We start from the raw sequence: 13,343 nt of genomic DNA on the forward strand, positions 1-13,343 counted from the left end.
CTGTAAACGGGCATGATAATTTACATTATCTTCTTTTTTTCTCCACGTTTGACCCGTACCTTGCCGCTAAAGTGAAGCAAGCCATACCCATAACGATACGCAGAAACACGAGGTCCTCTTTTAATGGCGAATTTTTTCATCGATCGCCCCATTTTTGCCTGGGTGTTAGCTATCCTGTTGTGCCTGACAGGAGCCCTGGCTATTTTTTCACTGCCCGTTGAGCAATATCCCGATCTGGCACCGCCAAACGTGCGGGTCACCGCCAACTATCCCGGCGCTTCGGCTCAGACTCTGGAAAACACCGTCACCCAGGTTATCGAGCAGAACATGACCGGTCTCGATAACCTGATGTACATGTCATCGCAGAGCAGCGGGACAGGTCAGGCGACGGTTACGTTGAGCTTTGTTGCGGGAACCGATCCTGACGAGGCCGTCCAGCAGGTGCAAAACCAACTGCAATCGGCAATGCGTAAACTGCCGCAGGCGGTACAGGATCAGGGGGTCACGGTGCGTAAGACCGGGGACACCAATATTCTGACTATCGCCTTTGTCTCCACCGATGGCTCAATGGATAAGCAGGACATCGCCGACTATGTCGCCAGTAACATTCAGGATCCGCTTAGCCGTATTAACGGCGTGGGAGATATTGACGCTTACGGCTCACAGTACTCCATGCGTATCTGGCTTGACCCGGCCAAACTGAACAGTTTCCAGATGACCGCTAAAGATGTGACCGACGCTATCGAGTCACAGAATGCGCAGATTGCCGTCGGACAACTTGGCGGTACGCCTTCGGTGGACAAGCAGGCGCTGAACGCGACGATCAACGCCCAGTCGCTACTACAGACTCCGGATGAATTCCGCGCCATTACGCTACGCGTCAACCAGGATGGCTCAGAAGTTAAACTGGGCGATGTGGCGACGGTCGAAATGGGTGCTGAAAAGTATGATTACCTCAGCCGCTTTAATGGAAATCCTGCCTCCGGCCTGGGCGTGAAGCTGGCCTCCGGCGCCAATGAAATGGCGACGGCGGAGCTGGTTATCAACCGTCTGAACGAGCTGTCGCAATATTTTCCGCACGGGCTGGAATATAAGGTGGCATATGAAACCACCTCCTTTGTCAAAGCCTCAATCATTGACGTGGTAAAAACCCTGCTGGAAGCGATCGCGCTGGTATTCCTCGTGATGTACCTGTTCCTGCAAAACTTCCGCGCCACGCTGATTCCCACCATCGCCGTTCCCGTCGTCCTGATGGGTACCTTCTCCGTGCTTTACGCCTTTGGCTATAGCGTTAATACCTTGACGATGTTTGCGATGGTGCTGGCGATCGGCCTGCTGGTCGATGACGCCATTGTGGTAGTGGAAAACGTCGAGCGTATTATGAGTGAGGAAGGACTCTCTCCGCGGGAAGCGACACGGAAATCGATGGGGCAAATCCAGGGTGCGCTGGTCGGTATCGCCATGGTGCTGTCAGCGGTGTTTATCCCGATGGCCTTCTTCGGCGGCACTACCGGGGCTATTTACCGTCAGTTCTCGATTACTATCGTCTCCGCTATGGTGCTGTCTGTTCTGGTGGCGATGATCCTGACCCCCGCTCTGTGCGCCACCCTGCTCAAACCGCTGCATAAGGGCGAGCATCACGGACAAACCGGTTTCTTCGGCTGGTTTAACCGGATGTTTAATCGCAACGCCGAGCGCTACGAAAAAGGCGTTGCCAGAATTCTGCACCGCAGTCTGCGCTGGATACTGATCTACGGCCTGCTGCTCGGCGGGATGGTTTTCCTGTTCCTGCGCCTGCCAACCTCCTTCCTGCCGCTGGAAGACCGCGGCATGTTTACCACCTCGGTACAGTTGCCCAGCGGCTCCACGCAGCAGCAAACATTGAAAGTGGTTGAGGAAGTGGAGAAGTATTACTTCACCCATGAGAAAGACAACATTATGTCAGTCTTTTCCACGGTCGGTTCTGGCCCTGGCGGGAACGGTCAAAACGTGGCGCGTATGTTTGTCCGCTTAAAAGACTGGGATGAGCGCGACACCACTACCGGAACCTCTTTCGCCATCATCGAACGTGCGACCAAAGCCTTTAATAAGATTAAAGAAGCCCGCGTCTTCGCCAGCAGCCCTCCGGCTATCAGCGGCCTCGGAAGCTCTGCCGGTTTCGATATGGAGCTGCAGGATCACGCCGGTGCGGGCCATGATGCGTTAATGGCTGCGCGCGACAAACTCATTGAATTGGCCGGGAAAGACACCTCCCTGACCCGCGTTCGTCATAACGGTCTGGACGACAGCCCGCAGTTGCAAATTGATATCGATCAGCGCAAAGCCCAGGCGCTGGGCGTTTCCATCGACGACATCAACGACACATTGCAAACGGCCTGGGGTTCCAGCTACGTCAATGACTTTATGGACCGGGGCCGTGTGAAGAAGGTTTACGTGCAGGCGGCAGCAAAATATCGCATGCTCCCGGACGACATCAACCTGTGGTACGTACGCAATAACAACGGTGGCATGGTGCCTTTCTCGGCCTTTGCGACTTCACGCTGGGAAACCGGTTCACCACGTCTGGAGCGCTATAACGGCTACTCCGCGGTCGAGATTGTCGGCGAAGCCGCGCCGGGCGTCAGTACCGGTACGGCAATGGACATAATGGAATCGTTGGTGCGCCAGTTGCCGACCGGGTTCGGCCTCGAATGGACGGCGATGTCCTATCAGGAACGGCTGTCGGGTTCTCAGGCCCCCGCCCTGTACGCCATTTCTCTGCTGGTGGTATTCCTGTGTCTGGCGGCCCTGTATGAAAGCTGGTCGGTACCCTTCTCCGTCATGCTGGTCGTGCCGTTGGGGGTTATTGGCGCGCTACTGGCGACCTGGATGCGCGGCCTGGAAAACGATGTTTATTTCCAGGTCGGGTTACTTACCGTTATCGGGCTATCGGCGAAGAACGCAATATTGATTGTTGAATTCGCCAATGAGATGAACGAGAAAGGACACGATCTGCTCGACGCCACGCTCCATGCTTGTCGCCAACGTTTACGCCCAATCCTGATGACCTCACTGGCGTTTATCTTCGGGGTGCTGCCGATGACCATCAGCAGTGGCGCTGGTTCTGGCGGTCAACATGCGGTGGGGACTGGCGTAATGGGCGGGATGATTTCAGCCACAATTCTGGCGATTTACTTCGTTCCCCTGTTCTTTGTGCTGGTGCGCAGACGCTTCCCATTGAAGCCACGCCCAGAATAATCGGGCACAAAAAAGGCGACTTACGTTGAGTCGCCTTTTTTTATCCTTTACAGGATATGAATTTCTTCCAGAAAATTATTTACGAAGCATCACTTCGATAAAGTCTTTCCAGTTCCCCAGTTCACGTTCAATCATAACAACCTCTCTTATTATTATGGGCATTCTACGAAATCATCATCATTAAAAGAAGGCAATTTAACCGATGGTTGCGATTGATTCCTCCAGTGTTTGGGGTTTATGTGATCACTATGCGCTATACCCATAAATTTTATGTGACTTACTGCAATATTTTGAAATATTCATACATCATCTACTACTTTTGCAATTCTGATGGAAAAACAGGCTGATGCAAACAGGCAGATTCTGATTTTTAGTTATACGGTATTTTTTGGAGCTTTCAGGAATCATTATTCACTGTTGTTCAACAATGTTATATTTTTCTATAACGATTGAATGACAATATGTATTATTCATTGCCACAGAATAAAAGAATAAATATTCAAATTACGTCAATAAGGATTCAAATGATCACCCTCTACGGCATTAAGAATTGCGACACGATTAAAAAAGCCAGACGCTGGTTGGAGGCTCAAGGTATTGACTACCGATTTCATGATTATCGCGTCGACGGTCTGGACAACACGCTATTACAGTCCTTTATCAGCGAATTAGGTTGGGAGGCGCTGCTCAATACGCGTGGAACCACCTGGCGTAAACTCGATGAATCCACGCGCAGTCAAATCACCGATGCGGCTTCCGCCGCCGCGTTGATGATTGAAATGCCAGCAATTATCAAACGCCCATTGCTCTGCGCGCCGGGTAAGCCTATGCTGCTTGGTTTCAGTGAATCCAGTTATACTCTGTTTTTTAATGAGGTGTAGTCTATGTCGTGCCCGGTCATTGAGCTGACACAGCAGCTTATTCGCCGTCCTTCCCTGAGCCCGGATGATGCCGGGTGCCAGGCGTTAATGATTGAACGCCTGCGCGCGGTAGGTTTTACCGTTGAGCGAATGGACTTTGGTGACACACAGAATTTTTGGGCATGGCGCGGTAAAGGTGAGACCCTGGCATTTGCCGGTCACACCGACGTAGTGCCTGCCGGCGATGTCGATCGCTGGATCAATCCACCGTTCGAACCGACCATTCGCGATGGCATGTTGTTCGGGCGTGGCGCTGCCGATATGAAGGGTTCACTGGCGGCGATGGTCGTGGCCGCAGAACGTTTTGTCGCCCAGCATCCAAACCATCAGGGTCGTCTGGCCTTTTTGATAACGTCTGACGAAGAAGCCAGCGCCAAAAACGGCACCGTGAAGGTGGTTGAAGCGCTGATGGCGCGTAATGAACGACTGGATTATTGCCTGGTGGGTGAGCCATCCAGCACGGAAATCGTTGGCGACGTGGTGAAAAATGGACGTCGTGGTTCACTGACCTGCAACCTGACCATTCACGGCGTGCAGGGCCACGTAGCCTATCCGCATCTGGCCGATAACCCGGTACACCGCGCGGCCCCCATGCTCAACGAACTGGTGGCGATCGAGTGGGATCAGGGTAACGAATTCTTCCCGGCGACCAGCATGCAGATTGCCAATATCCAGGCTGGAACCGGCAGCAACAACGTTATCCCTGGAGAACTGTTTATCCAGTTCAACTTCCGTTTCAGCACTGAGCTGACCGATGAGATGATTAAAGCACGGGTTCACGCGCTGCTGGAGAAATATCAGCTTCGTTATACCGTCGACTGGTGGCTTTCCGGTCAGCCGTTCCTGACCGAACGCGGTAAACTGGTGGATGCAGTGGTGAACGCCATTGAGCACTATAATGAGATTAAACCGCAGTTACTGACTACAGGCGGGACGTCCGACGGGCGTTTTATTGCCCGCATGGGGGCGCAGGTAGTAGAACTTGGGCCGGTCAACGCCACTATTCATAAAATTAATGAATGTGTTAATGCCGCCGACCTGCAGCTGCTTGCCCGTATGTATCAACGTATCATGGAGCAACTCGTCGCCTGATGAGTGTTCCTATAAGAGGAAATGAGCATGGACTGGCTGGCAAAATATTGGTGGATTCTGGTGTTGGTGTTTCTGGTAGGCGTGCTGCTGAACGTGATTAAAGATCTCAAGCGCGTCGATCACAAGAAATTTCTTGCCAACAAGCCGGAGCTTCCCCCGCATCGTGACTTTAACGATAAATGGGATGACGACGACGATTGGCCGAATAAGGACCAACCGAAGAAATAATTAATAGGCAGATAAGTCCCGTAGGCCCGGTAAGCGTTAGCGCCACCGGGCATTACGTGCCGGATGGCAACGCTTCGCGTTTTATCCGGCCTACGGTGATCAATCAGATCATGGCAATCACATCATCATCGTGAGGCTTACCGCCGCTCAGCGCTTCATCAAAGTAGTGCTTCGGTACGGTAAAACGCAGATGATCGAGCGCAAACTGCATGCTGCGTTCATCAATGGCGTGCCCCAGATTTTCGACGATATCCAGCGTCACGTCTCCACCAGCGCGCATTAACGCTTCCTGCGCGGCAACGGCATGAGATAACTCAATTACCCGGTCTTCACCACCGTGAATCAAATGCACCGTCGTCGCGGTGGTTGCAGCCTCTGGCAAGGTGGCATAGCGGCCATTGAAGGCGATGACCCGCGATGCCAGCCCCGGCTCAGCTTTGATGCTCTCAAGTGACATAATCGCCCCCTGAGAAAAGCCAATCAGCGCGGTTGCCTGCGGCGAAACGCCGCTGTGCTTCTGCCAGTAACGCACGGTTTCGATAAACACCGGCATTATGGCGTCAACGCGTGCCTGACGACTCTCTTCTGTTACGCCCTGCACCGAAAACCACTGACGTCCGGACGTCGTCCCGTAAGGCTCTGCCCCGCCAATGCTAACGATTAGCGCATCCGGAAACAGCGGCGCAAACCAGGTGCCAATTTCACCCATGGCAACCGGATTATCGCCGACGCCATGAAACAGCAGCAGTAGCTGTTGAGCGGGTTTTTCGGGACTTTGAACAACAAAATGGTCATGTTTCATGGCGGTCTCCTTAGCTGATGAGAATCATTCTACGCCGCTTAACCGCAATGACCATGCCAGGAAATTGAAGAAGTTAGTGAAAAAATTGCCATTGCATAATGCGATTATGTAGCCGCTGTTCACGCTCTGCATCCAGCTGATTTAATGCCTGCGCCGCTTCGGCGCGCTGAATGACCAGCAACGCTTTACGACCAGAAATCTTGAGCTGTTGGCACAATTCGGCGTCGCTACGTTTAGCCTGGATGCGTCCGCGCAAGGCCGGAAGAGGTAACTCACTGTGCTCAAGCAGACGACTCAGACAGCCTAGAGACGTCAATAATGGCCGATGCGCGAAGGCAAACCCAGCCAGCTCAGCCCAGTCATCCTCATTAAGCGTAGCCTCTTTCAGAGGGACCAGCGGAATGTTCTCACCGTTCCATCGCGCAAGGATTTCCGCATCACGACGCAAATGCTGGTGCTCCCGCTCAGCAAGGCGTTTCCCCGCTTCGCTAATGGGAAGTAACGCCATGGCGGTATAACAGCCGCTGCTGGCTTCCCGATGATTTCCCATTCGCACCAGCACAAAACCGCAGCGCTCCCAGAAACGCCATAGTTCAGCCGTATACCCAAAACTGACCGACAGATAGTCACACGATGTGGAATAGCGGTGGGCCAGCATAATCAGCTGTTGCCCAATACTTTCTCTTTGGCGCGCAGGATGAACCGCAATTCGACTGACCCGTCTCCCGACGAGCGTCGCCGCCAACGGGTCACCACCGTGCGCCGCCAGCGACTGCGCAACCAGATTCCCTCTCGGTCGGCGATATCCGGCCCAGACGGCTTGGCTTAATTCTGCGGATAGTCCCCCTTCATCGACCAACCAGACGGCTCCCGCCACTGAGTCAGCGGTTGATGCCTGAAGAAAATGCTGTCCAGGCGCGTCCATCATTCGTCGCAGGTCCAATGGCGAGGTGCGATAATGCGCTCCGGAAAGCAGTTGGTATACCGCTAACGGCAGCGCCGGGTTAGCATGCCAGGACTGTTGCTCAAATGCCGAGAAGTGAAGCTCCCCCAATGGGGCATGCGTGAACGTTTCATCATCAAACACCAGCGCATCGCTGACGATTTGCTCCAGCGGACATCCCTGCGCCCAGCGTACCGGTTGCTGCAATTCATAGCGTTGAAGATTGGGGAAGCGGGCACAGAATTTCAGCAAGAAGCCTCTCCCCGTTCCCTCGTAGCCTTGTACTGTAGTGGTTAACAGCGTACGAGGAAAACGCGCCACCAGTTGATGCAGCAGCGGCGCGGGGATCGCGGCGGCTTCATCCACAATTAGCCAGTCTGCGATTGCAGAACTGCTTAACAGCGCATCCGGGGCCATAAAACGGTAACGCTCCCCGGCAAATTGCGCCAGCACATCGGTTGCCGCTTTGGCAGGCGCTGTCACAATCGCAGTGCCGTTAATCCGCGCTATGAGTTGCCCTGCCAGAGCGGATTTACCCCGACCCCGTGCCGCCGTCACCGCAACCACACCGGGAGGCATAGCCAGCAAATGATTTAATATCATCGCCTGTTCTGGCTGGGGTTCGCCGGTTGCCGCGTGCCAGGCTGCGCGAGCAGGAAAGTGCGGACAGGAAACCGGCTGATGCTGTTGCCAGTGCAGAGCCTGTCTATCGCGGGAAATCACCCGTTTGACGTGTTCAATAAAGTGCGGTGTAGGGATAGGTTCAGCACAATCGCTCCAGCGTAGTGAATCCGCGTCCGGATGCGTGTGCCAGGAATGCCAGGGTGGGGTCAGCAATACCAGCCAACTGCCAGAAAGCAGTGTGCCGCTTAAGGCGGCAAACGCCGCAGCGTCAAAACCTTGCCTGGCGTCAAAAACCGCATGACGAAACTCGCGCCCTAATAATGTTTTTAGCGCCTGCGGCGTACAGCACGGCTCGGTAGGGGCTTGCTCCCCTACCCACAGCCAGTCGCCGGGTAACATGCTGCATAGCGCTAATGCCTGTTCCTGACACCAGTTATCCTCGCCGCTGATAATCAGCAGACGACGGATCCCTTCGAGGGTCATTTGTTCGGTTAACGTGCTCAGCGCCGTGTTATCGGACATCCCTGCCTCAGTATCTTAAATACCTTTACCAAAGGTATTACATTGCCCCGGATCGCCGCTATCAAAACCGCGTTTGAACCAGGTAAAACGCTGTTCAGAGGTTCCGTGAGTAAAGCTGTCCGGCACGACGCGTCCTTGTCCCTGCTGTTGCAGACGATCGTCACCAATGGCCTGTGCGGCGTTCAGTGCCTCTTCCAGGTCACCAGACTCCAGTACGCCCTGCTGCTGCATGCTGTGGCCCCAGACACCGGCAAAGCAGTCTGCCTGCAGTTCCATTCGAACGGAAAGACGGTTCACTTCTGCCTGTGAGGCATTCTGCTGCATCTGACGAACTTTAGGTTCAATGCCCAGCAGTTTCTGCACGTGGTGACCCACTTCATGGGCGATAACATAGCCCTGAGCAAAATCACCATCAGCGCCCAGCTTGTTTTTCATGTCGTCATAGAATGAAAGGTCGATGTAAACCGTACCATCTGCCGGGCAATAAAATGGCCCCATCACGGACTGACCCGCGCCGCAGCCGGTACGCGTCGCGCCCCGGTACATCACCAGCTTCGGCTGTTGGTAGGTGCGGCCCATTTTTTCAAACTGCTGTCCCCAGGTATCTTCTGTGGTAGCCAGAATCACCGAGGTAAATTTTGCCGCTTCATCATCGTTTGGGCTGATGGAGCGTGATGATTGCTGTTGGGAGACCGGCTGGCCAGTCATTAGCCCGGTGAGATCCACGCCATAATAACCCGCCACCAGCACCACAATCAGCAGAATGATGCCGCCTTTACCACTGGGCAGACGAAAACCAGGCCCACCCATAGAGGGGCCGCCGCCAGAGCTGTTTCGTCTGTCTTCCACGTTGTCACTTTCACGACGCCCTTGCCAGCGCATAATCACCTCAACTTTTTATTCATTATGATGATGATCGTAGGCGGTTCGGAACAGGATTACCATAAGAAATAGTAATCAAATCAGGTGGGGTTAATGAGCCGGAGAGCGATCGCCGGCTCAGGGGATGATTAGTCTAACTTCACACCCAGGCGATGCGCGACGGCTTCATAGGCTTCGATCAGGCCGCCCAGACTCTGGCGGAAGCGATCTTTGTCCATTTTATCCAGCGTTTCTTTGTCCCACAGGCGGCTACCGTCCGGTGAGAATTCATCACCCAGGACCACTTCACCTTTATACAAACCAAACTCAAGTTTGAAGTCGACCAGAATCAGACCAGCATCATCAAACATCTTTTTCAGCACGTCGTTAGCTTTGTAGGTCAGCTCTTTCATACGTGCCAGATTCTCTTTGCTCACCCAACCAAAAGTTTCGCAATAGGAATCGTTAATCATTGGATCGTGCATAGCATCGTTTTTCAGGAACAGATCAAACAGCGGCGGATTCAGTTCAATACCTTCCTCAACGCCTAAACGCTTAACCAGAGAGCCTGCCGCGCGGTTACGTACCACACATTCAACCGGTACCATCTCCAGTTTTTTCACCAGACATTCGGTATCAGAAAGCAGTCGCTCCATCTGGGTAGGAATACCCGCTTCTTGCAGTTTAGTCATAATGAAATGGTTGAATTTGTTGTTCACCATGCCTTTACGGTCAAACTGTTCAATGCGCGCGCCATCCCCTGCTGACGTATCATTGCGGAATTCGAGCACCAACAGGTCCGGGTTTTCCGTGCTGTATACGGTCTTCGCTTTACCACGATACAACTCAGCTTGCTTTTGCATCTTTATTACTCCTGGGTGTGAATTAACGATAAATATTGCGTTTTTCTGCCGACGCACACGTTTGCGTATCATATCAGAAAAAAAGGGCTGGAGTTATCCAGCCCTTTATTTTTACTTACTGAACGCTGCCTGGAAGACGGCGACCAGCGCGTCGTTCTGGCTTTGCGTCAGGGTATGCCCCTTCGGATCGATAAACTGCAAGCTACTGCGGTTGTCTAAATCACCGACCTGCAGTTTATAGTCGCCGGATACCAGACCCGGGTCGCTTGCACCCAACTCCTGCCAGTTGCTATCGGACAGTGGTTTGTAGGTCACCGCGATGCTGCCCTGAGAACGGGTGCTGTCGGTTACCTTCATCCCCACTTTCTCAAGCGCTGCCGGCAGACGCTGCCACACCACGTTGAACGGCCCGCGTACCACCAGCATTGGTAAACCGGTGTCATCGGCGGCGCTCTGAACATCCATGGTGGCTGCAGAGCGGTTCTGCGCGGCATTCGCGGCGTCTGTGGCGTTCTTATCCAGACCAGCAGAGATAACGTTCATCATTTCAGCGCTGTAGCGCTGCATTGATGCCGCATCGGCTACGGGTTTACCCGCCTGCTCGAGGTTAACCAGTTTCACCGTTACCGCTTGCTGATAGCCCTGCGGTTTAACCGAGATTTGATAACGTCCACGGTACTGCTCGTCTTCATCCAGACGGTTCCAGTCAACCCAGTCGGTGGTCAACGTCTGGCTGGCATCATCACGTTTGGTGATCGTGTAGTTTTTAGACTGAATGACGCTAACGACCTGCGGCCACAGTGTGTTGCCACGACCGTTTTCCACCAGTAATGTCGACGTATCACCCGCGATCTGTGTGCGAGCACCGGTGACTAATGCTAACGGCTGAGCCGGTGGACGAATATCCAGCGCTTTACCCACGGCACCACTGCCGTTGGTTACCGGGATATTATAGTCGCCCGACATAACCGGCAAAATCATCCCAGCTGGAGCATGAAGCTCAGCAAGCGGTGCGGCCTCCAGATAGGATTCATCACCGCTCACCTGGCGCTTATAGCGCGAGTCAGAGCTACAGGCCGCGAGCAACATAACAAGCGAAACACCCGCAACCTTGGCCAGGCGCGACTTTTGTACTGAGTAAGCCATCAAATCTCCCTAAACTTTACAGCAAACCGGCATGCTTAAGCGCCGCTTTGACGATTTCACGAGCATTGTCCGTGATTGGCGTCATCGGCAGACGTAGCGTATCGGTCGCCACAAGTCCCAACTCCTTACACGCCCATTTCACGGGAATAGGGTTGGGTTCGACAAATAGTTTGTTGTGTAACGGCATCAGACGTTGGTTAATCACCCGCGCCTCGGCAAATTGCCCGGCTGCCGCCAGTTTGCACATTTCAGCCATATCACGTGCCGCAACGTTAGACGTTACGGAAATCACGCCATGACCACCGAGCTGCATAAAATCCAGTCCGGTCGCGTCATCACCGCTGAGCAGAATAAAGTCGTCCGAAACCAGCTCTTTGATCTGGTGAACGCGACTTAAGTTCCCCGTGGCCTCTTTAATAGCGATAATATTTTTAACTTTCGCCAGACGACCAACGGTTTCCGGCAGCATATCGCAGCCAGTACGGGACGGCACATTATACAGAATTTGCGGCAGGTCAGTATGCTCAGCAATGGCTTTGAAATGCTGGAACAAACCTTCCTGGGTTGGGCGGTTGTAGTAAGGCGTCACCGTCAGGCAGCCGACAACACCGCTGTCGTTGAAACGCTGCGTCAGACTAATGGCTTCCGCGGTCGCATTGGCGCCGGTTCCGGCAATCACCGGAATACGCCCGTCAGCCAGTTCCAGCGTCATCATCACCACATCGCCATGTTCATCATGACTCAGGGTGGCGGACTCACCGGTGGTGCCAACAGAAACGATCGCCGAGGTGCCGCTGGCGACATGATAATCAATCAGTTTTTTCAGGCTCGACCGGCAGACTTTACCTTTCTCATCCATCGGCGTAACAAGCGCGACAATACTTCCCGTGAACATGGGCCATCCTCTGTGCAAACAAGTGTCTCAATGGTACGTTTGGTACGACAATAAAAGCAAGCGACCAGAGCCGTTCTGATTGTTGTATGCATGTTTTTTTTATGCTTTCCTTATGATTACCTCACCGCTCAAAGGAAGAACAGGTTTGACATCGTCATCGCAACACTATCTGGTCATTACTGCGCTGGGTGCCGATCGCCCAGGAATTGTGAACACCATCACGCGTCATGTCAGCAGTTGCGGCTGTAATATCGAAGACAGCCGACTGGCCATGCTGGGTGATGAGTTCACGTTTATCATGTTGCTGTCGGGAACCTGGAATGCCATCACCCTGATTGAATCAACCCTGCCATTAAAAGGCGCAGAGCTGGATTTACTCATTGTGATGAAGCGCACGACCGCGCGCCCCCGTCCGGCAATGCCTGCTACGGTATGGGTGCAGGTCGATGTCCCTGATTCTCCCCATTTGATTGAACGCTTCACCGCTCTGTTTGACAGCCACCAAATGAATATTGCGGAACTGGTTTCACGCACGCAACCGGCTGAGAATGGAAAGGCGGCGCAGTTGTTTATTCAAATTACCGCACATAGTCCTGCGTCACATGATTCGGCAAATATTGAAGATGCGTTTAAAGCACTCTGTACAGAACTCAATGCGCAAGGCAGTATTAACGTCGTCAATTACTCACAGCATGATGAACAGGATGGAGTTAAGTAATGAACCCACTGAAAGCCGGTGATATCGCACCGAAATTTAGCTTGCCGGATCAAGACGGAGAACAAGTAAATTTAACCGACTTCCAGGGACAGCGTGTTCTGGTTTATTTTTACCCGAAAGCCATGACACCCGGCTGTACCGTACAGGCCTGCGGCCTGCGCGATAACATGGATGAGTTAAAAAAAGCGGGTGTTGAAGTGCTGGGGATCAGCACTGACAAACCAGAGAAGCTTTCCCGATTCGCGGAGAAAGAAGTCCTGAATTTCACGCTCCTGTCCGATGAAGATCATCAGGTTTGCGAGCAGTTCGGCGTCTGGGGTGAGAAGTCATTTATGGGCAAAACCTACGATGGCATCCACCGCATCAGCTTCCTGATTGATGCCGAGGGGAAAATTGAGCATGTGTTTGATGACTTCAAAACCAGCAACCACCACGACGTGGTAATGAATTGGTTGAAAGAGAACGCCTGACCGTGAAATGCCGGATGGCGGT

At 53.2% G+C, this 13,343-nt stretch carries 13 protein-coding genes; 6 read left to right on the forward strand and 7 right to left on the reverse strand.

Annotated features, from left to right (window positions below; translation table 11 throughout):
• The first annotated feature begins 123 nt into the window (after nt 1-123).
• Nucleotides 124-3,237 (forward strand): multidrug efflux RND transporter permease AcrD, encoded by a 3,114-nt coding sequence (gene acrD / locus OGY06_RS10790; protein ID WP_003835076.1) that lies wholly within the window; start codon nt 124-126, stop codon nt 3,235-3,237.
• 75 nt (nt 3,238-3,312) lie between these two features.
• Here acrD and ypfM read toward each other — a convergent pair whose 3' ends face one another.
• A complete protein-coding gene (gene ypfM / locus OGY06_RS10795) occupies nt 3,313-3,372 on the reverse strand; it encodes a protein YpfM (RefSeq protein WP_001386977.1) in 60 nt (19 codons plus the stop codon).
• Between the two features lie 389 nt (nt 3,373-3,761).
• Between ypfM and OGY06_RS10800 the strand changes: the two genes are divergently transcribed.
• The 3 genes from OGY06_RS10800 to OGY06_RS10810 are packed head-to-tail and all read left to right on the forward strand — an operon-like array spanning nt 3,762 to nt 5,477.
• Nucleotides 3,762-4,118 (forward strand): ArsC family reductase, encoded by a 357-nt coding sequence (locus tag OGY06_RS10800; protein ID WP_003835078.1) that lies wholly within the window; start codon nt 3,762-3,764, stop codon nt 4,116-4,118.
• A 3-nt stretch (nt 4,119-4,121) separates the two neighbouring features.
• Nucleotides 4,122-5,249: a succinyl-diaminopimelate desuccinylase gene (dapE, locus tag OGY06_RS10805; protein ID WP_149335086.1), complete on the forward strand. Its 1,128-nt coding sequence runs from the start codon at nt 4,122-4,124 to the stop codon at nt 5,247-5,249.
• Nucleotides 5,250-5,276: 27 nt separating this feature from the next.
• Nucleotides 5,277-5,477 (forward strand): YpfN family protein, encoded by a 201-nt coding sequence (locus tag OGY06_RS10810; protein ID WP_003835080.1) that lies wholly within the window; start codon nt 5,277-5,279, stop codon nt 5,475-5,477.
• A 103-nt stretch (nt 5,478-5,580) separates the two neighbouring features.
• Here the strand turns inward: OGY06_RS10810 and ypfH are convergent, their stop codons facing one another.
• The 6 genes from ypfH to dapA all read right to left on the reverse strand — a co-directional run bounded on the left by ypfH (nt 5,581) and on the right by dapA (nt 12,133).
• Nucleotides 5,581-6,279, reverse strand: coding sequence for an esterase (ypfH, locus tag OGY06_RS10815; protein WP_063941697.1), 699 nt, complete (start codon nt 6,277-6,279; stop codon nt 5,581-5,583).
• 73 nt (nt 6,280-6,352) lie between these two features.
• Nucleotides 6,353-8,368 carry a tRNA(Met) cytidine acetyltransferase TmcA gene (locus OGY06_RS10820; protein WP_286605300.1) on the reverse strand — a complete coding sequence of 672 codons (2,016 nt, stop codon included), beginning with the start codon at nt 8,366-8,368 and terminating at the stop codon, nt 6,353-6,355.
• Between the two features lie 15 nt (nt 8,369-8,383).
• Nucleotides 8,384-9,250, reverse strand: a complete 867-nt coding sequence (gene ypfJ / locus OGY06_RS10825; RefSeq protein WP_003037967.1) for a KPN_02809 family neutral zinc metallopeptidase — start codon at nt 9,248-9,250, stop codon at nt 8,384-8,386.
• Nucleotides 9,251-9,378: 128 nt separating this feature from the next.
• Nucleotides 9,379-10,092: a phosphoribosylaminoimidazolesuccinocarboxamide synthase gene (gene purC, locus OGY06_RS10830; protein WP_003835086.1), complete on the reverse strand. Its 714-nt coding sequence runs from the start codon at nt 10,090-10,092 to the stop codon at nt 9,379-9,381.
• Nucleotides 10,093-10,203: 111 nt separating this feature from the next.
• Entirely contained in the window at nt 10,204-11,238 is a 1,035-nt protein-coding gene (gene bamC / locus OGY06_RS10835; protein WP_003835088.1) for an outer membrane protein assembly factor BamC, read from the reverse strand.
• A 16-nt stretch (nt 11,239-11,254) separates the two neighbouring features.
• On the reverse strand, nt 11,255-12,133 hold the full coding sequence (dapA, locus tag OGY06_RS10840; protein ID WP_003037957.1) for a 4-hydroxy-tetrahydrodipicolinate synthase: 879 nt from the start codon (nt 12,131-12,133) through the stop codon (nt 11,255-11,257).
• A gap of 145 nt (nt 12,134-12,278) precedes the next feature.
• On the opposite strand from dapA, the gene OGY06_RS10845 reads away from it, so the two are divergent.
• Together OGY06_RS10845 and bcp are read left to right on the forward strand one after the other, a co-directional pair.
• The gene (locus OGY06_RS10845) at nt 12,279-12,851 is read left to right on the forward strand and encodes a glycine cleavage system transcriptional repressor (protein WP_003037954.1); all 573 of its coding nucleotides are present in this window, start codon (nt 12,279-12,281) and stop codon (nt 12,849-12,851) included.
• Nucleotides 12,851-13,321 (forward strand): thioredoxin-dependent thiol peroxidase, encoded by a 471-nt coding sequence (bcp, locus tag OGY06_RS10850; protein ID WP_003835095.1) that lies wholly within the window; start codon nt 12,851-12,853, stop codon nt 13,319-13,321. The genes OGY06_RS10845 and bcp overlap by 1 nt, the downstream gene beginning before the upstream one ends.
• Nucleotides 13,322-13,343 lie beyond the last annotated feature (22 nt).

Source organism: Citrobacter sp. Cpo147 (genome assembly GCF_030332405.1).
GTDB classification, from domain to species: Bacteria; Pseudomonadota; Gammaproteobacteria; order Enterobacterales; family Enterobacteriaceae; genus Citrobacter; species Citrobacter portucalensis.

Coding starts and splice junctions, on each gene's coding strand:
- ypfH (WP_063941697.1), bottom strand. CDS start 6,279: ATGAAACATGACCATTTTGTTGTTCAAAGTCCCGAAAAACCCGCTCAA.
- bcp (WP_003835095.1), top strand. CDS start 12,851: ATGAACCCACTGAAAGCCGGTGATATCGCACCGAAATTTAGCTTGCCG.
- dapA (WP_003037957.1), bottom strand. CDS start 12,133: ATGTTCACGGGAAGTATTGTCGCGCTTGTTACGCCGATGGATGAGAAA.
- dapE (WP_149335086.1), top strand. CDS start 4,122: ATGTCGTGCCCGGTCATTGAGCTGACACAGCAGCTTATTCGCCGTCCT.
- bamC (WP_003835088.1), bottom strand. CDS start 11,238: ATGGCTTACTCAGTACAAAAGTCGCGCCTGGCCAAGGTTGCGGGTGTT.
- ypfJ (WP_003037967.1), bottom strand. CDS start 9,250: ATGCGCTGGCAAGGGCGTCGTGAAAGTGACAACGTGGAAGACAGACGA.
- acrD (WP_003835076.1), top strand. CDS start 124: ATGGCGAATTTTTTCATCGATCGCCCCATTTTTGCCTGGGTGTTAGCT.
- OGY06_RS10820 (WP_286605300.1), bottom strand. CDS start 8,368: ATGTCCGATAACACGGCGCTGAGCACGTTAACCGAACAAATGACCCTC.
- OGY06_RS10810 (WP_003835080.1), top strand. CDS start 5,277: ATGGACTGGCTGGCAAAATATTGGTGGATTCTGGTGTTGGTGTTTCTG.
- OGY06_RS10800 (WP_003835078.1), top strand. CDS start 3,762: ATGATCACCCTCTACGGCATTAAGAATTGCGACACGATTAAAAAAGCC.
- purC (WP_003835086.1), bottom strand. CDS start 10,092: ATGCAAAAGCAAGCTGAGTTGTATCGTGGTAAAGCGAAGACCGTATAC.